General features: G+C 70.8%; 16 protein-coding genes and 1 pseudogene. 9 read left to right on the forward strand and 8 right to left on the reverse strand.

What is annotated here, in order from left to right; translation table 11 throughout:
* Positions 1-62: 62 nt before the first annotated feature.
* Positions 63-1,127 (forward strand): DUF2510 domain-containing protein, encoded by a 1,065-nt coding sequence (locus tag ABTY98_RS17900; protein ID WP_352221869.1) that lies wholly within the window; start codon positions 63-65, stop codon positions 1,125-1,127.
* Between the two features lie 153 nt (positions 1,128-1,280).
* Here ABTY98_RS17900 and ABTY98_RS17905 read toward each other — a convergent pair whose 3' ends face one another.
* Positions 1,281-1,895: a TetR/AcrR family transcriptional regulator gene (locus ABTY98_RS17905; protein ID WP_352221870.1), complete on the reverse strand. Its 615-nt coding sequence runs from the start codon at positions 1,893-1,895 to the stop codon at positions 1,281-1,283.
* Positions 1,896-2,120: 225 nt separating this feature from the next.
* Here ABTY98_RS17905 and ABTY98_RS17910 point away from each other — a divergent pair, with 225 nt between their 5' ends.
* Complete coding sequence (locus tag ABTY98_RS17910; RefSeq protein ID WP_352221871.1) at positions 2,121-2,915, forward strand: phosphatase PAP2 family protein; 795 nt, start codon at positions 2,121-2,123, stop codon at positions 2,913-2,915.
* On the forward strand, positions 2,912-3,865 hold the full coding sequence (locus ABTY98_RS17915) for a DMT family protein (RefSeq protein ID WP_352221872.1): 954 nt from the start codon (positions 2,912-2,914) through the stop codon (positions 3,863-3,865). The genes ABTY98_RS17910 and ABTY98_RS17915 overlap by 4 nt, the downstream gene beginning before the upstream one ends.
* A gap of 121 nt (positions 3,866-3,986) precedes the next feature.
* On the opposite strand, the gene ABTY98_RS17920 is transcribed toward ABTY98_RS17915, so the two are convergent.
* From ABTY98_RS17920 to ABTY98_RS17935, 4 genes are all read right to left on the reverse strand, one after another.
* Positions 3,987-4,643 (reverse strand): LURP-one-related/scramblase family protein, encoded by a 657-nt coding sequence (locus tag ABTY98_RS17920; RefSeq protein ID WP_352221873.1) that lies wholly within the window; start codon positions 4,641-4,643, stop codon positions 3,987-3,989.
* A 67-nt stretch (positions 4,644-4,710) separates the two neighbouring features.
* Positions 4,711-6,759: a phosphocholine-specific phospholipase C gene (locus ABTY98_RS17925; protein ID WP_352221874.1), complete on the reverse strand. Its 2,049-nt coding sequence runs from the start codon at positions 6,757-6,759 to the stop codon at positions 4,711-4,713.
* A gap of 197 nt (positions 6,760-6,956) precedes the next feature.
* A complete protein-coding gene (locus ABTY98_RS17930) occupies positions 6,957-7,418 on the reverse strand; it encodes a hypothetical protein (protein ID WP_352221875.1) in 462 nt (153 codons plus the stop codon).
* 90 nt (positions 7,419-7,508) lie between these two features.
* A complete protein-coding gene (locus ABTY98_RS17935; protein WP_352221876.1) occupies positions 7,509-8,444 on the reverse strand; it encodes a hypothetical protein in 936 nt (311 codons plus the stop codon).
* Between the two features lie 394 nt (positions 8,445-8,838).
* On the opposite strand from ABTY98_RS17935, the gene ABTY98_RS17940 reads away from it, so the two are divergent.
* From ABTY98_RS17940 to ABTY98_RS17955, 4 genes are all read left to right on the forward strand, one after another.
* The gene (locus ABTY98_RS17940; protein ID WP_352221877.1) at positions 8,839-11,880 is read left to right on the forward strand and encodes an AfsR/SARP family transcriptional regulator; all 3,042 of its coding nucleotides are present in this window, start codon (positions 8,839-8,841) and stop codon (positions 11,878-11,880) included.
* 84 nt (positions 11,881-11,964) lie between these two features.
* Positions 11,965-12,627 carry a M15 family metallopeptidase gene (locus tag ABTY98_RS17945; RefSeq protein ID WP_352221878.1) on the forward strand — a complete coding sequence of 221 codons (663 nt, stop codon included), beginning with the start codon at positions 11,965-11,967 and terminating at the stop codon, positions 12,625-12,627.
* Between the two features lie 165 nt (positions 12,628-12,792).
* Complete coding sequence (locus ABTY98_RS17950; protein ID WP_352221879.1) at positions 12,793-13,275, forward strand: RNA polymerase sigma factor; 483 nt, start codon at positions 12,793-12,795, stop codon at positions 13,273-13,275.
* 119 nt (positions 13,276-13,394) lie between these two features.
* The gene (locus ABTY98_RS17955; RefSeq protein ID WP_352221880.1) at positions 13,395-14,543 is read left to right on the forward strand and encodes a C40 family peptidase; all 1,149 of its coding nucleotides are present in this window, start codon (positions 13,395-13,397) and stop codon (positions 14,541-14,543) included.
* A 51-nt stretch (positions 14,544-14,594) separates the two neighbouring features.
* Here ABTY98_RS17955 and ABTY98_RS17960 read toward each other — a convergent pair whose 3' ends face one another.
* On the reverse strand, positions 14,595-15,173 hold the full coding sequence (locus ABTY98_RS17960; RefSeq protein WP_352221881.1) for a PadR family transcriptional regulator: 579 nt from the start codon (positions 15,171-15,173) through the stop codon (positions 14,595-14,597).
* Positions 15,174-15,226: 53 nt separating this feature from the next.
* Between ABTY98_RS17960 and ABTY98_RS17965 the strand changes: the two genes are divergently transcribed.
* Together ABTY98_RS17965 and ABTY98_RS42325 are read left to right on the forward strand one after the other, a co-directional pair.
* Positions 15,227-15,622 (forward strand): nuclear transport factor 2 family protein, encoded by a 396-nt coding sequence (locus tag ABTY98_RS17965; RefSeq protein WP_352221882.1) that lies wholly within the window; start codon positions 15,227-15,229, stop codon positions 15,620-15,622.
* 326 nt (positions 15,623-15,948) lie between these two features.
* Positions 15,949-16,083 (forward strand): annotated as a pseudogene (locus ABTY98_RS42325) (IS110 family transposase); the annotation flags it as partial.
* A gap of 8 nt (positions 16,084-16,091) precedes the next feature.
* Here the strand turns inward: ABTY98_RS42325 and ABTY98_RS17975 are convergent.
* Together ABTY98_RS17975 and ABTY98_RS17980 are read right to left on the reverse strand one after the other, a co-directional pair.
* Positions 16,092-18,032, reverse strand: coding sequence for an RICIN domain-containing protein (locus tag ABTY98_RS17975; RefSeq protein WP_352221883.1), 1,941 nt, complete (start codon positions 18,030-18,032; stop codon positions 16,092-16,094).
* A 434-nt stretch (positions 18,033-18,466) separates the two neighbouring features.
* The gene (locus tag ABTY98_RS17980) at positions 18,467-20,698 is read right to left on the reverse strand and encodes an alpha-L-fucosidase (RefSeq protein ID WP_352221884.1); all 2,232 of its coding nucleotides are present in this window, start codon (positions 20,696-20,698) and stop codon (positions 18,467-18,469) included.
* Positions 20,699-20,839: the final 141 nt, after the last annotated feature.

Below are 20,839 nucleotides of genomic sequence, written 5' to 3' on the forward strand. Positions count from 1 at the left end.
CTCATCCGAAAGTCGCCGGATCCTCTCATCCGACTTTCACCGATGCCTCATACGGTGGGGGCATGACGCAGGTGACTCCCCCCGGGTGGTACCCCGACCCCGGGCAGACAAGTGACGGTCCGGCCACTGAGCGCTGGTGGGACGGCAAGGCGTGGACGGAGCAGACCCGCCCCGCCGGGTCGGGTGCCGACTGGGGTCCCCCGACGCAATCGCCCGACGACGCGGCCTCCCAGGCATACCCGGCCTATCCGGCCTATCCGGCCTATCCCGGATATCCGGCACCGCCGGCCACCGGGAAGCGCGGGCTGCGCACCGGCGTTGCCGTCGGTGTCGCCGTGGCGGTGCTTGCCGCGATCGGGGTGGGCGCGTGGGCGCTCAGCGACAACGGCGGTGACAACGGCGCCGGCCAGGCCTCGCAGCAGAGCTCGGGCGGTCAGGGCGGCGGCTTCGGCCAGGGCGGCCCCGAGGGACAGAGCGGTGGGCAGAACGGCGGACAGGGCTTGCCGTTCGGCGGGTCGGGGTCCGGCGGCTCGGGCTCGGGTGGCTCCGACGGCGGTGCGTCGCCGTCGCCGAACCAGTCCGAGGCGCCGAAGGTCCAGGGCGGCGGCACGGTGTCGGACTCCTTCAACGCCATCAGCATCCCGGTGCCGGACGGCTGGACCGGGCAGGCGGGCACCGTCGGCGCCCAGATCACCTCCGACGGCTCCTACAAGTGCCCCGGCGACACCTCCAAGACCTGCACCACCGGCGGTGCCTACTCGGAGCCCGCGCTGCTGCTGGGCACCCAGGGCAGCACGGCCGAGGCGGTCGCCAAGGCGGACATCGCGGCCAACGCCAAGGAGTCCTACGGCGGCACGAGCTACGGCGCGATCACCTCGCACGAGGTGCTGGCCTCCAAGGCGGTCACCGTGGCGGGGCAGAAGGGCTATCTGGTCCGGTGGAAGGCGGTGACCAGCAAGGGCTCCGACGGTTATGTCGAGTCGCTGGCCTTCCCGTCGCCCGCCAACGCCCAGCAGATAGTGGTGGTCCGCTTCGGCGTCGACGTCAGTCAGAAGCAGACGGTCATCGACACGATCACCAAGGGCATCAAGGTGTCCTCCGGCAGCGGCAACGGTCAGACCGTCTGACCCACCCCGGACGGGAACGTCCGTCGGCCGGGTGGAGCGCCCCTCCGCTCAAAGGGGAGCTCCACCCGGCCGGGGGGTGCGCGCCGCCCCCGTCCCCACGGTGCGGCGCGAGCAGGTCACCGTCCAGTCATCCCGTGGACGGCGGCCTGGGTCCTAGGTCAGTCCGAGTGCGGGCAGCGCCACGGCCTCCACGAAGCGGACGAGGTAGTCGGCGTCGGCGTACTCGCCGGTGAGCACGGGCCGTACCCGCAGCACGCCGAACATCATGGCGGGCACGTAGTCCAGCACGGGATGACCCTCGGGCACCTCGCCGCGCTCGACTCCGCGGTGCAGGATCTCCTGAAGCGAGGCGATCTCGGGTTCGACGAGCGCCTCGCGCAGTGCCTGCGCCAGTTCCACGTCCGAGTGGAGCGCGTGGCCCAGCGCCGACAGCAGCTTGGTGTCCTTGCGCGACCAGTTCCCCGCGACCCGCGCCACCTCGCGCAGGTCCCCGGCGAGCGACCCGGTGTCGATCCCGGCGAAGCGCACCTCGCGGGTGGCCCGCAGCGCGGCGGCGACGAACTGCGGCTTGGTCTTCCACTGCCGGTAGAGCGTGGACTTGCTGCACCGGGTGCTGCTGGCGACCCCCTCCATGGTCACGGAGTCGTAGCCGCACTCGCGGATCTGTTCGAGCACGGCGTCGAAGAACTCCCGCTCACGCTCCGGCGTGATCTTGGAGCGGCGCGAGGCGGCGACCGTCTCCGGTCCGTCCGCGGCCTGCGACGTCATGTGCCCTACTCCTCACTCGCGCATCACTTGCGGATCACCTGGTCCCCGCCCGCCGTTCGGTCCGGGCGGAAACCTACAACCAGTGTGGCCTACGTCTATCGATACGCCACTGTACCGGTACCCGACCGTATCGGTACAGTGGCGTATCGGTACGCTTTCGTATCGATGAGTTCGGGCCACCGCCCGGGACTCGGCAGAGCACCACCGTCAGTGAGGGGGCCTGGGATGAGATCCCAGTCCGAGCCGGAAGCAGCGGAGCCGGGGGCGATAGCCCGGCCGCCGCTCGTCCGTGAGCTCCTGCTTGTCGTGGGACTCTTCCTCGTCTACAAGTTCGGGCGGCAGCTGGCCACGGGCCATACCGCCGAGGCCCTGCACAACGCCCACCGGATCTGGGACCTGGAACGGACGCTGCGGCTGCCCTCGGAGGTCGACGTGCAGTCCGCACTGCTGCACGGCGACGCCCTCGTCCACCTGGCCAACACCTACTACGCGACGGTTCATTTCCCGGCCACGCTGGCCTTCCTGGTCTGGCTCTACCTGAAGCGGCCCGCGCACTACGTCTGGGCCCGACGGGTCCTCGCCGTGGTCACCGCCGCCGCCCTGGTACTTCCCTTCACGTTCCCGCTGGCGCCGCCGCGGATGCTGGCCGCGACCGGCCTCGTCGACACGGCCCGGATGTACGGCCCCTCCGTCTACGGGCCGCCCTCCAGCGACCACCTCTCCAACCAGTTCGCGGCGATGCCCTCGCTGCACTTCGGCTGGGCCCTGATGGTGGCGATCGGCCTGATCGTCGCCACCAGCTCCCGCTGGCGCTGGCTGTGGCTGCTGCACCCGGCGATCACCCTGCTGGTGATCGTGGGCACCGCGAACCACTACTGGCTGGACGCGCTCGTCGCCACCGTGATGCTCGGTGCCGCCCTCGCCCTGATCAATCCGCCGCACCGCACGGCCACCACCGCCGGCCGCGGCACCCGCGAGTTCGTGTCCGAGGAGCCCGCGCTGGTAGGGGCAGGCCGATGAGCGCCGCGGCGGTGATCGCCGTCGTCCTCTCCCTGGTCTCGGCCGTCGCCTACGCGGCCGCCGCCGTCGCCCAGGAACGGCTCGCGTCGAAGACCTCCGGCGCGGGTCTGCTACGACTGCTCGGCTCCGGTGCCTGGTGGGCGGCGGTCGGCCTCAACGCGGGCGCCGCGCTCCTGCACGTCGTGGCCCTCAAGTACGGCCCGCTCACCCTCGTCCAGCCGCTGGGCGCACTCACCCTGGTCGCGGCCGTGCCCATGGGCGCGCGTGTGGCCGGGCGCCGGGTCAGCGGGACGGAGTGGCGGGGCACGGCCCTGACCCTGCTGGGCCTCGGCGCCCTGCTGGTCACGGCCTCCGGCCCCGCACCCCATCAGGTGCTGAGCCTCACCGAAGCCCTCGCGGTGGCCGGTACGACCGCTGCCCTGATCGGCGCCCTGTCCCGCCCCGGCACCCGCCCGGGCCTGCGGCACGCGACCGCGTCCGGCTTCGCCTCGGGCGTCGCCTCCGCCCTCACCCAGACGGTGACGGTGGCGGCGACCGACCGCTCGGGCCCGGTCCTGAGCGTCCAGGTGATCGTGGTGGCACTCCTGGTGGCCGCGTTCGCGGTGGGCGGCCTGCTGCTCTCCCAGATGGCCTACCGAGGCGGCCTGGGCGCCCCTCTGGCGGTGGTCACCCTGTCCAACCCGGTGACCGCGGCGGTCATCGGCCTGACCCTGCTGGGGCAGGGCCTGCAAGACGGCGTGGCGGGCATCCTGCTCGCCCTGGCAGGCGCGGGCCTCGCCTCCCGGGGCGTGGTCCTGCTGACCCGGGCGACCCCGGCGACACCGATCGCCGAACCGGACGACGAACACCCGGTGGCGGCGGTTCTGGCCCTGGAATCGGCGCGGGTGGCGGCGGAACAGGCACTGCTGCCCCGCCAGAAGCCGGAGAGCGAACACCTCACCGCCCACTGAAAAACGAAGCGCCCCCGACCGGGGCGCCTCGGTCGGGGGCGCCCCGTCAAGGGCGGGGCTGTGTCGATACGCGGCTCCGCCGCGAGGGCGCGACCAGCCACAACGAGCCCGCGGAGGCCGCTCAGCCCAGCCCGCGCGAGTCCTGCTTCAGGGCCGTGTCCACGGTCAGCGCCGTCGCCACCACCAGGCTCCGCAGCGGCTCAGGCAACTGGTGGTGAATCTGCAGCACATAGTTGTCGGCCGTGGTGAACATCGTCTTGGCGAGCCCCTCCCACGTCTTCGTGATCCGGGCCACCTCGTTCTCGGTGTGATCGACGATCGCGAAGTTCCACGCGCGCCAGTTCTCCGCCTTGATCGCGCCGACCTTCTGACCGCCCGCCATCATCGCGAAGTTGATCTTCCCGATCATGTTCTGCTGGACGATCTCACCGACCGGCGAACCGTCCGGACGCGTCACGATCACCCGGGACTTGAAGATCTTCGCGGGCCGGGTCAGCACCAGCTGCGGCTGACCGGACGCGTCACGGATCTCCAGCCGGTGGGTCATGAACTGGTCGAGGCTGGAGACGAAGCGCAGGATCTTCTTCAGCGCGCTCTGGCCGACCTCGACCACCGAGCCGATCTCCCGGCCGTGCTGGTCCATGACCTTGTACTCGTTGGTCAGCTCGATCAGCTTGGCCTTCTGGTTCACCACCAGGACCGGCTCGGTGAAGAGCGTTTGGGACGCACCGTGCGGATCGCGGTACGAGTCTGCAGGAGTGTTCGATTGCGTGGTCACCGGGGCACACTATCCCGATGTGACCGGTACCTGATCACTTCCGCACGATGCGGCCCTCAGCCCCTTCTCACCGGGTGCTGATCGCAGGGTCGCTGACCCCGGGCCGCCCGTTCTCCACATGCCCCGCGAACCGCCGCACGAAGGTCGCGTCGGTCTCGGAGGTGACCGTCAGGTCGTACCACTGGTAGCTGTGGTTGAGGTGGGCGATGTGCTTCACGGTGGCCCCTGCGCGCACCGTGAACGTGCGGCCCCGGCCACCGTAGCCGTCCGCCACCCTCAGCTTCACCGTACCGCTGCCCTTGTTGGTGAAGGTCAGCTCGATGTCGTCGCCGTGCGGCCGGGCGGTGACCTCGGGTCCCGCCACCTTGCCGGGGCCCTGGAAGCCGCGCAGGAAGCCGTTCGGGCCGTGCACGGTGAGGTCGTACGAGCCGCCCGAGTACACCGAGTTCCAGGTGTCGGAGACGGACCTGCCGGCCTCGGTGGTGTAGGTCCAGGGGCCGTCGGTACGGTTGTTGGAGGTGACCAGGAAGGCGGCACCGGCGTACGCGCCCGACGCGAACGTCAGCGTGAACCTGCCGGCCGCCGCGTCCAGCGAACCGTCCACGAGCGGGGCGTACTTGAGCGGCCGGGTGGGCCGCGAGCCGCGCTCCTGCCTGGGCAGGGCCGGGTTGGCTGGCGGGGTGGGCACGTAGTCGGGGTGGCGGTTCCTGTCCGGCGGCCGGTAGCCGTCGGTCGACGGCAGGGCGACCGGCTTGGTGTCCTTGCGGGAGAAGTCGAACGCGGCGGTCAGGTCGCCGCTGACAGCGCGCCGCCAGGGCGAGATGTTGGGCTCGTGGACGCCGAAGCGGTTCTCCATGAACCGGATGACCGAGGTGTGGTCGAGCGTCTCGGAGCAGACGTAACCGCCCTTGCTCCACGGCGAGACGACGATCATCGGCACCCGCTGGCCGAGGCCGTAGGCGCCGGCGGCGTGGCTCGCGTCGCCCTTGAAGAGGTCCAGGCTCGGGTCGACCGTGGACTTGCCCTGCGCGGCGGAGGCCGGCGGGAACGGCGGGATCAGGTGGTCGAAGAAGCCGTCGTTCTCGTCGTACGTGATGAACAGGGCCGTCTTCGCCCACACCGCGGGGTCGGCGGTGAGCGCGTCGAGGACCTGGGAGATGTACCAGGCGCCGTAGTTGGCGGGCCAGTTCGGGTGCTCGGTGAAGGCCTCGGGGGCGACGACCCAGGAGATCTGCGGCAGCTTGCCGGCCTTGACGTCGGCCTTGAGCTGGTCGAAGAAGCCCTCGCCCTTGGTGGCGTCGGTGCCGGTGCGGGCCTTGTCGTACAGCGGGTCGCCGGGCTGGGCGTTCTGGTACTGCTTGAAGTAGAGCAGCGAGTTGTCGCCGTAGTTGCCCCGGTAGGCGTCCTGGATCCAGCCCCAGCCGCCGGCCGCGTCCAGGCCGTCGCCGACGTCCTGGTAGATCTTCCAGGAGACGCCCGCCTTCTCCAGGCGCTCGGGGTAGGTCGTCCAGGAGTAGCCGGCCTCGTCGTTGCCGAGGACCGGGCCGCCTCCCTGGCCGTCGTTGCCGGTGTAACCCGTCCACAGGTAGTAGCGGTTCGGGTCGGTGGACCCCATGAACGAGCAGTGGTAGGCGTCGCAGATGGTGAAGGCGTCGGCGAGCGCGTAGTGGAACGGGATGTCCTCCCGGTTCAGGTACGCCATGGTCGTGGAGCCCTTGGCCGGCACCCACTTGTCGTACTTGCCGTTGTTGACGGCGGTGTGCGTGTCGCTCCAGCCGTGCGGGAGGTCCTGGATGAAGGCGAGGCCCAGGTCGTCGGCGTCCGGGTGGAACGGCAGGATGTCCTTGGTGCCGTTCGACTGGCGCCACACCGACTTGTTGTTCTGGGTGACCGGACGCGGGTCGCCGAAGCCGCGGACGCCTCTGAGGGTACCGAAGTAGTGGTCGAACGAACGGTTCTCCTGCATCAGGACGACGATGTGCTCGACGTCCTCGATCGACCCCGTTCGGTGGTTCGCGGGCAGCGCGGCGGCGCGCTGGACGCTGCTGGACAGCGCGGTGAACGCCGTGGTGGCGCCTGCGAGTTGGAGGAATCGGCGCCGGTTTACTTCGGTCATGGGTGTGCGACCTCTCATCCTGGCGTGCGGGATGGCCGGAACAGTGCGGATTGTGCGCGGGTGCGAGTGTTCCAAGGGCATCGAACGTCAGGGAAGGGTCCGGTGGCGCGGATGTGAAACTCGGCGGTACGTGAGGTGGGTAATCGGTAAGGAGGCGGGGCCGGCCACGGCCGGGTGGCCGTGGCCGACGTGGCGTCTCAACTGATGAAGGAGCCCGGGGCGCAGGCGCTGGACGCCACCCACGCGTGGGACATGATGTTGTCGTTCATGTTCGCGCCGTTGGTGAAGGTGTCGCGGGTGAGGTTGTCCACGTACAGCTCGCCCGGCTTGAGGCAGCCGTACGCGGAGGACGGGTAGTTGGTCAGGTAGTAGAAGGCGACGACGTCCTTGCCGCCGACGAAGCCGCTGTTCATCACGGAGGAGGCGGCGTTGACGTCGCTGCCCTGGAAGGGACCGGCCGCGTCGCCCCAGTTGGGGTCGTTGCCCGGGGTGACGCCGAGCAGCTCACCGCCGCAGTCCCAGTCCCGCCAGGCCCGCACGTTGCCGTCCCGGCCCGGCCACTGCGCGTTGCAGCCGGAGACGGCGTGGGCGTTCGCCGGTACGGCGAGGCCGAGGGCCGCGAGGCCCAGGGTGACGGCGGCGAGGGTCAGTTTGCGCATGATGGATCCCGTTCTGCCTCGTCGGAGGCGGTGTCGGTGTGGGTGAGGGCCGCGGCGGGTGCCGCGGAGTTCGTGGGGCGCCTGTCGATGTCAGGCGCGGGCGGGGACGAGCCGCTCGGCGCGCGCCAGCGCCTGCTGCCGCAGCCGCCGGTAGGCGTCCAGCCGGGCGCCGTACTTGCCGTTCAGCTGGGCCAGGTAGTGGGCCTCCCGGTCCTGGCCGACGGACTTGAGGGAGACGTCCTGGGCGCAGGTGGCGTCGGCGACCGCGATCCGGGTCTCGGCCGCGAAACTCCTGGCCTCCTCGGCCCGGGTCTGGACGGCGGGGTGCTCCCGGGTGGCCTGCCGGGCCGCGTCGGGGTCCGGATAGGGGTGCCCGGCCCGCTTCATGCAGCTCGCCCAGTCGTGCACGGCGGCGGTGAACCGCTGGTCGTGCAGCAACTTGCCGACGTACAGCGGACGCAGGTTGCTGGCGGTGGTGTCCAGCCGGAACCAGGTGGCCGGATCGCCGTACAGCGTGCGCTCGGCCGCCGCGTCACAGCCGCCGGACTCTTTGCTGACCGAGCCGCCGCCGGGGACCCCGGTACGCAGCAGCTCCGTCTTCCGTCCGCCGTCGAGCGCGGTGTCGTAGGCGGTCCTGCGTTCGGCCGAAAGTCCCTTGCGATAGGCGATGTTGGGGTTGTGCAGACGGGCGCGGTCCTCCTTGGCGGCGATCCGGCTGCCGTAGCCGTAGGTCCGGGCCCAGCGGACGTCGTCCTGGACGTAGCCGAGCGGCCGGCTCTCCGCCAGGGACAGGGAGGTGTCCGACCAGTAGCGAAAGCCGTGCCGGACCATGCACCGGGTGATCAGGCGCTGTTCGGCGTCCGAGACCCGGAGGTCCTCGGCGTAGGTCAGCTCGCGCGCCTTGGTCGCGGCGACGGGGGCCGAGCCGCCGCCGGACTCCCGGGAGCAGCCGGTGACGGCGAGCGCGGCCACGGCGGCGACGGTGCTCAGGTACGCGACCTTGCGGCGGAAGGCGGGGCGCTTCATCGGGCAACTCCCTGGCTGCGGTGAACGGCTCGGTGCTTTCGGCCCGTTGACGATGCCGGCGGGCCGTTCGTATGACATGCGGCCGCGGGGAATTTCCGGCGCGACGGAATTCGTGGCGGATCCGGGGGTGCGGTCATACGAGGGCCGCCGGCCGCCCGTCTCCCGTACAGGGGCCGCTATGGCCACCCACAGAAACCAGCCAACTGCGGCAGAAGGGAGAACCGCCCCCGGAGCCCTGTCGGCCCCGCCCCAGTTCGGCGTACCGGACGTCGCGGAGGGTCCCGTCCGACCGGTGGGACGGAACGGATCCGGTCACGGCGGCCCGGTCTTCGCCCTGCTCGGACAACCCCCGCCGATATCGTTGCCGGCATCCGCCAGGAGCGATCGGGGATCGATGTTCGAAGTACGTCTGCTCGGCCCGGTGGAGGTCTGGGAGGGGGGCCGACGGGCCCCGCTCGGCGGTTCCAGACCCCTGGCCGTCCTCGCCGCACTCGTCGTGCACCTGGGCGAGGTGATCTCCACCGGGCGCCTGGTGGACTTCGTCTGGGACGAGGAGGCCCCGGCCACCGCGGGCGCCCTGGTCGCCACCCATGTCTCCGCCGTACGCCGGGCACTGGCCCGGGTCGGAACCGACGAGCTGATCCGCACCCGGCCCCCGGGCTATGTCGCCGACCTCGCCCCCGACCGGGTCGACGCCCGCCGCTTCGAGGAACTCCTCGCGACGGGGCGGTCCGCGGAGCGCCCGGAGGAGGCCGCGGAGGTACTGTCCGAGGCGCTGGGGCTGTGGCGGGGCCAGGAGGCTCTCGAAGGGCTCGGCCAGTCGTTCGCCCGGATCGAGGCGGCCCGTCTCGGGGAGCTGCGGCTCGTGGCCGAGGAGGAGTCCTTCGGGCTGGCGCTGGAGCTGGGCCGCGCGGACGGCACGATCGCGCCGCTGCTCGCCCATGTGGCCGCGCATCCGCTGCGGGAGCGGCCGCGCGGCCAGCTGATGACCGCCCTGTTCCGCGCCGGCCGGGTCTCCGACGCCCTGCGCGTCTACCAGGAGGGCCGTGCGGTGCTCCGCGACGAGCTGGGCATCGACCCGGGCCCGGAGCTGCGGGCTGTCCACCAGGCCGTACTGACCGGCGACACGGGCGTGTTGGGTACCGGCCGGGCGGACCGGCCGGTGCCCGCCCCGAGGAGTGCCGAGCCCGCGCCCTCCCATCTCCCGCCCGACATCGCCGACTTCGTGGGCCGCGGCGGGCAGATCAAGTGGGCCACCGAGCTGCTGCGGAGCGTCGGCGACCCCGGTCGGACCGCGCCCCCGATCGGGGTGATCTCCGGACGCTCCGGCATGGGCAAGACCGCTCTCGCCGTGCACGTCGGCCACCAGACCGCCGAACACTTCCCCGACGGGCGCCTGTTCGTGGACCTCAGGGCCGCCGACACCACACCGCTGGAGCCCGCCGACGCACTCGTCCGGCTGCTGCGCGCGATGGGCGTCGACCCGGTCACGCTGCCCTCCGGTATCGAGGAGCTGACCGGCCTGTACCGCACCCACATCGGGCACCGGCGGGTCCTGGTCGTCCTCGACAACGCGGCCGGTGAGGCGCATGTCCGGCCCCTGCTGCCGCCGGGCCCCGGCTCCGCGGTGCTGATCACCAGCCGACGCCGGCTGGTGGCCCTGGAGGGCGCCGCCCATCTGGACCTCGCGGTACCGGACGAGGCCGAGGCCCTCGACCTGTTCCGCCGGGTGGCCGGCGAGGGGCGGACGGGGGCGGACCCGGAGCGGGCCGCGGAGATCGTCGCCCTGTGCGGGCGGCTGCCGCTCGCGGTGCGTATCGCCGGCGCCCGGCTGGCCGCCCGCCCGCACTGGGCGCCCGACCGGCTCGCCGGGCGGTTACGCGACGAACGGCGCCGGCTCAACGAACTCAGCGCCGGGGACCTGGAGTTGCGCACCAGCCTGGAACTCGGCTACGCCGACCTCGCGCCGCAGGAGCGCCAGGCCCTGCGCCGCCTCGCCCTGCTGGACCTGCCCGACTTCGCGGCCTGGATCGCCGCTCCCCTGCTCGGCATCGGGACCGAGGAGGCCGAGGAGGCCGTCGAACGGCTGGTGGACTGCCACTTCATCGATGTGATCGGCGTGGACGGCACCGGCCTCGCCCGCTACCGCATCCACGACCTCGCCCGCGAACACGCCCGCGAGCGCTGTCTCACCGAGGAGAGCGCCGAGGAGCGTGCGGCAGCGGTACTGCGCCTTGTCGGCTGCTGGCTGGATCTGGCCCGGAAGGCTGCCGCCCGCGGCCCCGGCGGCACGGCACGGCACTTCCCGGAACCGGCCGCCGTACGCCCGCTCGACCCGGAGACCGAGGAGGCGCTGCTCGCCCGGCCCGCGGCCTGGTTCGCCGCCGAGCAGGCCGGGCTGCTGGCCGCCGTGACGCACTGCGCCGACCATGGCATGGCGCGGGCCGCCCGGGACCTCGCCGGGGCGCTGATAGCGAGCTCGGCCGCGCTGTACAACCAGTTCGACGCCTGGTCCCGCTCGCACACCGCGGCCATGGCGGCGGTGCGCCGCAGCGGGGACGTCGAGGGCGAGGCCTGGCTGCTGGCCGGGCTCGGCCAACTCCGTTACGAACAGGACCGGTTCGAGGAGTCCTACGTCTACTTCGCCGACGCGCTGCGGGTGTTCGAGGAGCGCTCCCCTGAGGGCTCGGCGGTGGCACTGGCCGGAATGGGCACCGCCCGCCGTGAACAGGCCCGCTATGCCGAGGCGTTGGAACTGCTGGAGGCCGCGCTGGAGCGGTACGGCGACAACGGCGCCGTCGGCCCTCGGGCGCGGGTGCTGTACGGCATCGGGTACGTGCACCGCGAGCAGGGGCGCGGCACGCCGGCCCGGGAGGCGCTGTCCCGCGCCCTGGACCTGTACCGGGCCGCCGCCGACCTGCACGGCGAGGGGCTCACCCTGCGCTCACTGGCCCTGTGCGACCGGGCCGAGGGCCGGTACCCGGAGGCCGAACGGCTGCTGCACGACGCACTGCGGATCTTCACCGGCCTGCAGGACACCTTCGGCACGATGTACACCGAACAGTCCCTGGCCAAGGTGGAGTTGCGCACGGGCCGTACCCCGGAGGCGCGTCGGCGGCTGGTGCGCTGCCTGGAGGTGGCCCGGGAGCGGCAGGACCGGTTCGGCGAGGCGCTGGTGCTGCGCACGCTCGGGGAGGTGCAGCTGGCGACCGGGGACACCGACGGGGCCCGGGAGCCGCTGGAGCACGCGGCGGCCCTCTGGGCGGAGCTGGGGCTGGAGCTGTGGCGGGCGCGCACGGTGTGGGACCTGGCGGAGGTGTGGACGGCGGACGGCGACACGGAGACCGCGCGGGCGGCCCGGGCGGAGGCGCTGGAGGTGTTCCGGTCGGTGGGCGGACGGGAGGCCCGGGAGCGCCGGGGCGACGAGTCGCCGTAACCGGCCGGGGCTGCAGGAGCCCTGGTGACACGCTTGCAGGGGACCTGCAGAGCAATTGCAGGGGATCCGGCCACTGTTGTCTGCGTGACGGACATCATCACGCTCTCCGACTCCCGGGTCGCGGCGGTCACCGAGCAGGACTGCGGTGAACCGCTGGTCGATCTGCGCGGGACTCCCGGCCTGCTGATCGACCCCCGCCAGGCCGACCCCGACGGCAGCTATGCGCACCTGCGCTCCGGGGCACTCAGCCGGCTCCTCGACGCGCAGTCGCTGCTGCCCGCCGGGATCAGGTTCCTGGTGGTGGAGGGGTACCGGCCGCCAGGTCTGCAGCGCCGCTACTTCGAGCAGTACGCGGCGACCCTGCGCGCGGCCCACCCCGACGCCCCGCCGGACCGGATCCGCGAGCTGGCCAGTGTCTACATCTCCCCGCCGGAGGTGGCCCCCCATGTCAGCGGCGGGGCGGTGGACCTGACCCTGTGCACCGTCGACGGCATCGAGCTGCCGCTGGGCACGGAGGTCAACGCCACCCCGGAGGAGAGCGCGGGTGCCTGCCGTACCGGGGCACCGGACGTCGGCGCCGAGGCGCGCGCCAACCGGGCGTTGATGGAGCGGGCGCTGACCGCGGCCGGCTTCGTCAACTACCCCACGGAGTGGTGGCACTGGTCCTACGGCGACCGGTACTGGGCCCTGCTGAGCGGCGCACCGGCCGCCCGCTACGGGCCCGCCGCCGCTGTCCGGCCCGTCTGACCAACGGACCGCACCCTCTCCTCTCTTTCTTCTCTCTTCACATCTTTCTTCTCTCTTCACACCGCGAACGACCATCGGGGGACGACCATGGAAAGTCACGGCGGCACATGTACGCAGGGCCCGCACGAAGTCGTGCGGGGACCGGCCGAGGCGGCACAAGTGCCCATGAGCCCGAGAGACTTCGACGCCTCCTTCACCGCCGACATGCCCAGACTGCGCAGACGGCTGCTCGCCCTGACCGGCAATCCGCACGACGCCGACGACCTGCTGCAGGAGACGTATCTGCGGCTGTCCCGGCGGGCCCGCGCCCGGAGTCTGGCACACCAGCAGCACCCGTACGCCTACACCTGCACGGTCGCGCTGAACCTGCTGCGCGACTCCTGGCTGCACCCCTCCCGGCGTGAGCGCACCACCGACCGGCTGCCCGAGGCGGGCTGGGACGGCGGGCTCGGCTCGTACGAGGCCTCGGTCACCGCCCTCGCGCTGCTGAGCATGCTCTCGCCGAAGGAGGCGGCCGCGGTGATCCTCGTCGATCTGGAGGGCCTCACCCACGACACGGCCGGGGAACGGCTCGGCGCCCATCGTGGCACGGTCCAGCGCAACCGGATGCGGGCGCTGGCCAAGATGCGGGCGGCGCTGGCCGGTTGAGCCCCGGGTGTCGCGTCCCGACGGGGGTGGGACGCGACACCCGGCACATCACCGGACCCCCGCACACGGCTCCATGTCCCCATGTCCCCATGCCTGCATTTCGATGAAGGATGTACACCTTGAGACTCTCGGAACTCTCCACGCCGGGCCGGGCGACCGCCGCGGCGGCGGCGATCGCGCTGATCGCCTTCCTCCCCGCCACCGCGCACGCGGCCGCCCCGCGCGCCGCCCAGGACGCGACCTGCGGGGTGCTGGCCTCCGGCGCCTCGGCCACCGCGGAGGCCGCCGTCAACGCGGCCTGCTCACAGATCGGTGTCTGGTACAGCTGGGGCGGCGGCCACGGCGCCACGCCCGGTGCCTCGTACGGCTACTACGACGGCTCCGACCCCGACAGCCTGCACGACAACGAGCGCAAGGGCTTCGACTGTTCGGGCCTGACGCGCTACGCGTACTACCGGGCGACCGGCAGGGACCTGCTGAACGGCACGGCCGACGACCAGTACCACAGCTCGCAGGCCTCGGCCCGCTTCTCGGCCGCCCAGGGCACCGCTCCCCTGGTCCCCGGTGACCTGATGTTCTGGGGCAGCGGGCACATCCACCATGTCGCCATGTACCTGGGCGCCGGGCAGATGGTCGAGGCGTACGAGTCGGGCACCCACATCCGGGTCGCCCCGGTGCGCACGGGCGGCGACTACGCGGGCGCGATCCGCATCAACCCGTCCGGGACACCGGTGCCGCCGCCGGCCAACGGCGGTACGACCTTCGAGACCTGGGGCACGGGGGTGCGGACCCACTCCACGCCGAGCGTGCGCTCCTCCGTCGTGGACACCTTCGCCGGGCCGACCCAGGTCTCGGTCCAGTGCCAGGAGCACGCGGAGACGGTGACCGCCGAGGGCTACACCAACGACATCTGGTCCAAACTGGCCGACGGTTCCTGGCTGACCAACATCTACATCAAGGGCCCGGCCGAGCTGCCCGGCATCCCGGACTGCGGCGGCGACAGCGCACCGCCGCCGAGCGGGGGCAGCACGGCGTTCCAGACCTGGGGCACGGGGGTGCGCACGCACAACCAGCCCAATGTGAACGCCGGCGTCGTCGACTACTTCCCGCAGCCCACGACGGTCAACGTGGTGTGCCAGGCCCACGCCCAGACGGTGACGGCCGAGGGTTACACCAACGACGCCTGGTCCAAGCTGACCAACGGCGCGTGGATGACGAACATCTACATCAAGGGCCCGGCGTGGCTGCCGGGAGTGGCGACCTGCTGATCCGAGGCCGGTGACGGGGCGCCCGACGAGTCGGGCGCCCCGTCCCTGTACCTACTCACTTTGTTGATGATGAACCGCCGCCCGCTGCTCCAGTCGACGCAGCGCCAGCTCCCCCCACTGCAGGTTCTCCCGCTCGAAGGACATCCCGCGCAGCAGGGTGAGGTAGGGGCCGACGCGCTCCGCCTCCGCGAAGTACGCCTCCTCCGAGCGCCCGGCGAGCAGGCGCCGGCGTATCCGCTCGTAGCGGGCCAGTTTGGCGGTGGCCCACTCCATGCGCTCGGCGACGGCCGCGCGGACCGCCTCGATGTCACCGGCGTCCGCGCACTGCACCTTGACCAGGAGTTCGTCGCGGACCACCGAGGGCCGGGCCGGGGGCTCGGCGGTATACGCGCGCACCGCCTCACGGCCGGCCTCCGTCAACGAGAACAGCCGTTTGTTGGGCCGGCGCTCCTGCTCCACAACGCGCGCGGAGACCAGTCCTTCGGCCTCCATGCGCTCCAGTTCGCGGTAGAGCTGCTGGGGCGTGGCCGTCCAGAAGTTGGCGACCGTCGCGTCGAATCCCTTCGCGAGGTCGTACCCGGAGGCCTCGCCCTCCAGAAGGGCGGCCATCACCGCATTCCGCAGAGCCATGGGTGCACGCTAGCATCCCATTACTCAACTTTTTGACTAGGTGAGGTGGACCCATGCATCCCTTCCGCAAGGCCGTCGAGAGCGGCGACATGGACGCCGCGACCGCCCTGCTGGCCGACGACGTCGTCTTCACCAGCCCGGTCGCCTTCAAGCCGTACCCGGGCAAGGCGATCACCGCGGCGATCCTGCGCGCGGTGTCCCGGGTCTTCGAGGACTTCACCTACGTACGGGAGATCGCGAACCCCGACGGCCGGGACCACGCGCTCGTCTTCACGGCGACGGTCGCCGGCAAGAAGCTCCAGGGCTGCGACTTCCTGCACCTCGACGAGAACGGGAAGATCGACGACTTCACGGTGATGGTGCGCCCGCTCTCCGCCGCCCGGGCGCTGTCCGAGGCGATGGGCGCCCAGTTCGACCGGATCGCCCAGGAGGCCGCCGCAACGCAGTGACCCCGGCTACCGCGCGAGCGACGGCACCGGCTTCCGCAATCGCCCGGTCGAGGGACTGGTGGGGGCCGGGCACCACCCAGAAGGCTCGGGCCATGACCGCTACCGACCCGCCGCCGGGGCTCGCCTGGGACACCCCCGCGGCCGCGGCCGCCTACCGCGACCGTGACATGAGGCTGGCCCGGCAGCTGATCTTCCCGGCGGTACTGGACCGCGTCGGCACACCCCGGGCCCCGGTGCGGCCGTCCTCGACATCGGCTGCGGCACCGGCGCACTGGCCCTGGAACTGGCCAGGGCCGGTGGCTGGTCGGTGCAGGGCGCCGACCCCTCGGCCCGAGGGGAAGAAGCACGTCCAGGTCGTCCTCGCCCTCGCGCTCGCCCGCCGACGCGTTAACGTCATCTCGGCCCTGATCCGTGACCGACGGTGCTACCAGGTCACACCACCGGTCACGGCAGCCGCTTGACAACAGCATTAGGAAGCGATGATCTGCCACTGCTCCTCGGGCGCGCGGTTGTAGGTGAACTGGTTGATGTTGGCCCCGTCGGCGGTCGAGCCTCCTTCGACGTTGAGCGACAGTCCGCTCAGCCGGTTGGTGAGGTAGTAGTAGCCGTCGCCGGTCGGCGTGACCGCCCAGTGCTGCTGGGGAACGTTGTTGTCCCCGTAGATGGAGACGTTCCCGCCGTCCACCCGCGAGAGTCCGGCCACCTCCATCAGCTTGCCGCTGTTGATGTTCTTGATCTCGTAGTAGCCGTCTCCGGTGGAGGCGAAGGTCCACTTCTGGGCGGTGTTGTTCAGCCACGGCCACTGCTGGATGTTGGTGCCGTTGGCGGTGCCGAAGTTGTACACGTCGGCGACCTTGCCGCTCTTGCGGTTGACGATGCGGTAGACCGTGCCGTCGCCCGGCAATACGGAGGAGACAAGCACGGGCTTGGCTGTGCGCCCGCCGATCCTGACGCCGCCCATGTTGGCGTAGCCGCCGGTGGCCGCGTTGGCCTGGATCCGTACGAAGCCCACGTTGCGGGCGGCCCATTCGGCCACCTTGGTGGCGCGGTCGCCGGCCCAGGTGCCGGTGGCGACCTGGGTGAAGTTCGTGCCGTCGGTACTGGCGGAGATGGTGTAGGAGGTGATGTCACCGTCGGTGGTGTTGTTGCGGTTCCACTGCTTGGGCAGGTACTCCAGGGTGGAGACGTTGGTCCAGACGCCGCCCAGGTCGATGGTGATCGATTGCGGCAGCGCCAGGCTCCAGGTGGACCAGCAGGTCTCGAAGCCTCTGTCGCTGAGTCCGTCGATGGCGTTGAGCGGTCCCTCGCCGGTGTGGACGCCGGTGGCGTAGGCGCTGACGGGCGTCACGGGGTGTTCGGCGCGGGGCATCTGTGCGGGCAGTGGCGGGCGGGAGGTGTTCGGGCTCCAGGCGGCGCCGACCTCGGCGAGCCGGGTGACGATGTTGTTGTCCAGCACACCGTCGCGGTTGGGCGGGCAGTTGAGGATGAACGAGGTGTACTTCGGTTCCAGGTCCGCCAGGTGCGACAGGATCGCCGCCTTGCTCATGGGGTCGGTGGTCGGCGTGGTCGGATGCCAGAACCACCCGTTGCTGATCGTCTGCCCCTGCAGGGCCGCATAGGTGTTACCCGCAGGTGCCGTAATGCCCAACGGCTCCTCGAAGTAGATCGCGTCGCCGAGGAGGGGCACCGACAGCCCGCCGTGGTCGATCATGACGATGTCCGGCTGGAGCGACTTCACGTGCTCCCGGATGCGCTGGTACGAGATCGCCTGCTGGCCCATCTGCCAGGCGTAGCCGTCGGTGACGAACATGTCGATGGTGCCGTAGTTCGTCAGCAGTTCGGTGATCTGGTTCAGTATGAAGGTCAGGTCGCCCGGCTGGATCTCCTGGTCGGCGGGCACGCCGTGGCGGCTGTCGTAGGCCTGCACGTTGTAGGTGCGGTCCCAGATCGAGTAGTACAGGCCCACCCTCAGTCCCCGGGCACGGAACGCGTCGACGTACTGCCGCACGATGTCGTGCTTGTAGGAGCTGTTGGCCACGTTCTGCGTGCCGTAGGCGCTGGGCCACAGGGCGAAGCCGTCGTGGTGCTTGGTGGTCAGCACCCCGTAGCTCATCTTCGCCGCCGCGGCCGCCGCGGCCCACTGCGCACAGTCCACCGCCGTGGGAGCGAACAGAGCCGGGTTCTGGTTCGGCGCCGCCCACTCCTCGTTCGTGAAGGTCCCCAGGTTGAAGTGGTTGAACATGCCGAACCGCATGTTGACCAGGTTGCTGAGATTGGTTTGGAGGTCCGCGGCGGCCGCCTGAGTGAGCAGGCGGGAGAAGCCGGGAACCACGGGCAGCGCGCTCGCGGCCACAGCGGCACCCGCGGCGCCCAGCAGGGTACGACGGGACAGTCTTCTTCCTGACGACATGGGTGTACTCCCGGTTTCGGGTGGCTCTGATGTGTCGGGGTGAGGCGGTGGAGACGGCCAGAGGGCCTGCGGTCCCAAGTGCTTCAGGCGCGGCCCTGCCTCTGGGCTCCAGGCGCCGAACGTTAGGCCTGAACTTCGATGACGTAACTGATTCCTGCTGCCGTAGACATGCCATGTTCCACAGAGAACCGGAGCACGATGCTCCGCAGGCGCGGCGCGGGTTGACGTGCGGCGCATACAGCTGCGAAGGCGTCACCGTCGTCGCCTCCAGCAGCAGCACGTCGGTCACCGCCGGCGGGCAGGCCCGCGTGGTCGTCAGGGCCACCGAAGTGCTGCTGCTGACCACGCTCGGCCGGTACGAGACGTCTGGCGACTGGAAGTCCCCAGTCCCGCGGGCGCGCCCGCAGCAGCCGCTTGTCACGGCGGTGCCAGAGTCACAGCGCCGTGAAGGTCCACAGGAGGTTGGCGCTGCTGCCGTAGGTCCACTGCTTGGTGACGGACCCCGAGGCGACGTTGCCGCCGCCATCGAGGACCAGGCCGGTGGTGCGGTTGGCGATCGAGTAGCTGTTGCCGCCCCTGGGGGTGATCTTCCACTGCTGGTTGGTGCCGCCGTTCCACGGCGCCTGCTGGGCAGCGGAGCCGTCGGCGGTGGCGCCCCAGCCGTCGGCGACCATGCCGTTGGTGCGGTTGACCAGCCTGTAGTAGCCGCCGCCGACATCGACCGCCTGCCACTGGAGGTTGTTGCTGCCGTCCCAGCCCCACTGCTTGAGGTTGGACCCGGAGGCGACGTTGCCGCCGCTGTCCAGGGCAAGGCCGTCGGTGACGTTGGTGAGCCGGAAGTACGTCGACGGGTTGAACTGGACCTTCAGTGAGGTGATCTGGTCGTTGTTGCCGGTGACCCGCAGGTCGGGGTTGTCGGCGGTGAAGGTCCAGGCGGTGCCGGTGAAGTTGTCCCCGGAGTAGCCGATCACCTGGTAGCCGGAGGCCGGACGGAGGGAGGAGATGTTGCGCGTGCCCAGTCCGGCCGCGGTCAGGTCGGCCGCGGTGTGGTCGCCGAGGGTGAACGCGGCGGAGCTGCCGGTGTAGTTGACGTCCGTGAAGGCGACGGCGCCGGCGAGCGGCCGCATGCCCGGGATGGTGCCGGAGAAGGAGAGCTTCAGGACGTAGGCGTTGGCACTGTACGGCGCCGAGGACGGCAAAGTGACCGTGAGACCGGAGGAGTTCTGGGTCGGCGTGGGCAGGTCGATGTAGGTGCCGGCGGTGGAGCCGAGCAGCTTCACCGACGTCAGCGACGAGACGTTGATCCGGTCCGAGCTGAGGGTCTTGATCGTCAGCGAGCTGCCGGGCCAGCCCAGGACGGCGGCGTACAGGACGTTGTCGGCCTTGTTGCGGGTGAAGCGGATGTCCTGCGCCGTGCCGGCCGTCGGATTGGTGAAGGCCCCGCCGCCCATCTTCGTCGGGCCCTCGCCGTACACCGTCCAGGCGCGGGTCGAGTAGACCGACTCGCCGAAGCGCTTCAGGTGGTCGCCGATGCCGAGCAGGATGTCCTTCTGCGCCTGGGGGATGGTGCCGTCGGCCATCGGCGCGATGTTCAGCAGCACGTTGCCGTTCTTGCTGACCCGGTCGATGAACGAGTGCAGCATCTGCTGGATGCTGTAGTAGCCGATGCCCTGCGTGTAGCACCAACTGCTGCTGGAGATGCTGTCGTCGGTCAGCCAGTACGGGGTGGTGAGGTCGGCCGGCCCGCCGCGCTCGTAGTCGAACACCTCGCCCTTGTCGTCGAACCCGTCCTTGTAGGTGGCGACGACCTCACGGCCCCAGGCGTTGGCCTGGTTGTAGTAGTAGGACAGGAAGTTCAGGCGCTGCGTCTCGTCGACCGCGTCCAGTTTGAAGTCCTGCCACAGGATGTCCGGTTGGGAGAGGTCGATGACCTCCTTGAGCTTGTCGTACCAGAGCTGGTTCTCCGCGGCCGAGCCCAGCTGCCCGTAGAGCTTCTTCAGGCTCGGATCGGTCTGGGCGGGGGCGTACTCGTAGAAGCCGTTGTAGTTGTACGCGTGGTGCATGGCGACCAGCAGCTTGAGCCCCTTGGCCCGGATCGCCGTGGTGAACAGCTGCAGCAGGTTGAGCTTCGGGCCCTTGGCGACCGAGTTCCACTCGTTGACCTGGCTGTTCCACATGGAGAAGCCGTCGTGGTGTTCGGCGACCGGTCCGGCGAACCTCGCTCCCGCGTCGACGAACAGCTGCGCCCACGCGTCGGGGTCGAAGTTCCCGCCCGCCGACGTGAGCTTCGGTGCGAACTGCACTGTGTTCCCAGCGCGGTCCTTCGCCCCGTTGATGAAGTTGTGGTACGGCCACACGGACGGGTCCCCGTAGGTCGCGATGTGGTGCTGGTTCGCGTTGCTTCCCGCCTGGTACATGTTGCGCGGGTACCACTCGCTGTCGTAGGCGGGAACGCTGAAGACGCCCCAGTGGAAGTAGATCCCGAACTTCGCGTCCTGGAACCACTCCGGAGCCGGCGGGTGCTGGTCGACCGAGGTCCAGTCGGGCGTGTAGCTGCTGGGCGCCGCCTGGGCGATGCCGGCACCGAACACGCCTCCGGCAACGGCCGCCGCGGCGACGAAGGTGGCGCCGGCCAGGAAGCGGCGTCTGTTGATCGAACTCGACATGAGCACATCCCGGGTACGGAAGGGGGCAGGGGAACGCGGGGGAAACAAGTCGGCGCGTGGCTGCTGTGCCTGGGCCGCCGCTTGTTACGCATGAAGGTCCGCCATGTCTCCTGGGGATGTCAACTGGCGTGCAGGGATGAA

This window comes from Streptomyces sp. NPDC096040, from assembly GCF_040303265.1.
In the GTDB taxonomy this organism is placed as follows: Bacteria; Actinomycetota; Actinomycetes; order Streptomycetales; family Streptomycetaceae; genus Streptomyces.

What these genes read in the sequence shown, in the direction of transcription:
- ABTY98_RS17900 (WP_352221869.1), top strand. Translation starts at nt 63, where the DNA reads ATGACGCAGGTGACTCCCCCCGGGTGGTACCCCGACCCCGGGCAGACA.
- ABTY98_RS17905 (WP_352221870.1), bottom strand. Translation starts at nt 1,895, where the DNA reads ATGACGTCGCAGGCCGCGGACGGACCGGAGACGGTCGCCGCCTCGCGC.
- ABTY98_RS17910 (WP_352221871.1), top strand. Translation starts at nt 2,121, where the DNA reads ATGAGATCCCAGTCCGAGCCGGAAGCAGCGGAGCCGGGGGCGATAGCC.
- ABTY98_RS17915 (WP_352221872.1), top strand. Translation starts at nt 2,912, where the DNA reads ATGAGCGCCGCGGCGGTGATCGCCGTCGTCCTCTCCCTGGTCTCGGCC.
- ABTY98_RS17925 (WP_352221874.1), bottom strand. Translation starts at nt 6,759, where the DNA reads ATGACCGAAGTAAACCGGCGCCGATTCCTCCAACTCGCAGGCGCCACC.
- ABTY98_RS17930 (WP_352221875.1), bottom strand. Translation starts at nt 7,418, where the DNA reads ATGCGCAAACTGACCCTCGCCGCCGTCACCCTGGGCCTCGCGGCCCTC.
- ABTY98_RS17935 (WP_352221876.1), bottom strand. Translation starts at nt 8,444, where the DNA reads ATGAAGCGCCCCGCCTTCCGCCGCAAGGTCGCGTACCTGAGCACCGTC.
- ABTY98_RS17940 (WP_352221877.1), top strand. Translation starts at nt 8,839, where the DNA reads ATGTTCGAAGTACGTCTGCTCGGCCCGGTGGAGGTCTGGGAGGGGGGC.
- ABTY98_RS17950 (WP_352221879.1), top strand. Translation starts at nt 12,793, where the DNA reads ATGAGCCCGAGAGACTTCGACGCCTCCTTCACCGCCGACATGCCCAGA.
- ABTY98_RS17960 (WP_352221881.1), bottom strand. Translation starts at nt 15,173, where the DNA reads ATGGCTCTGCGGAATGCGGTGATGGCCGCCCTTCTGGAGGGCGAGGCC.
- ABTY98_RS17965 (WP_352221882.1), top strand. Translation starts at nt 15,227, where the DNA reads ATGCATCCCTTCCGCAAGGCCGTCGAGAGCGGCGACATGGACGCCGCG.
- ABTY98_RS17975 (WP_352221883.1), bottom strand. Translation starts at nt 18,032, where the DNA reads ATGTCGTCAGGAAGAAGACTGTCCCGTCGTACCCTGCTGGGCGCCGCG.
- ABTY98_RS17980 (WP_352221884.1), bottom strand. Translation starts at nt 20,698, where the DNA reads ATGTCGAGTTCGATCAACAGACGCCGCTTCCTGGCCGGCGCCACCTTC.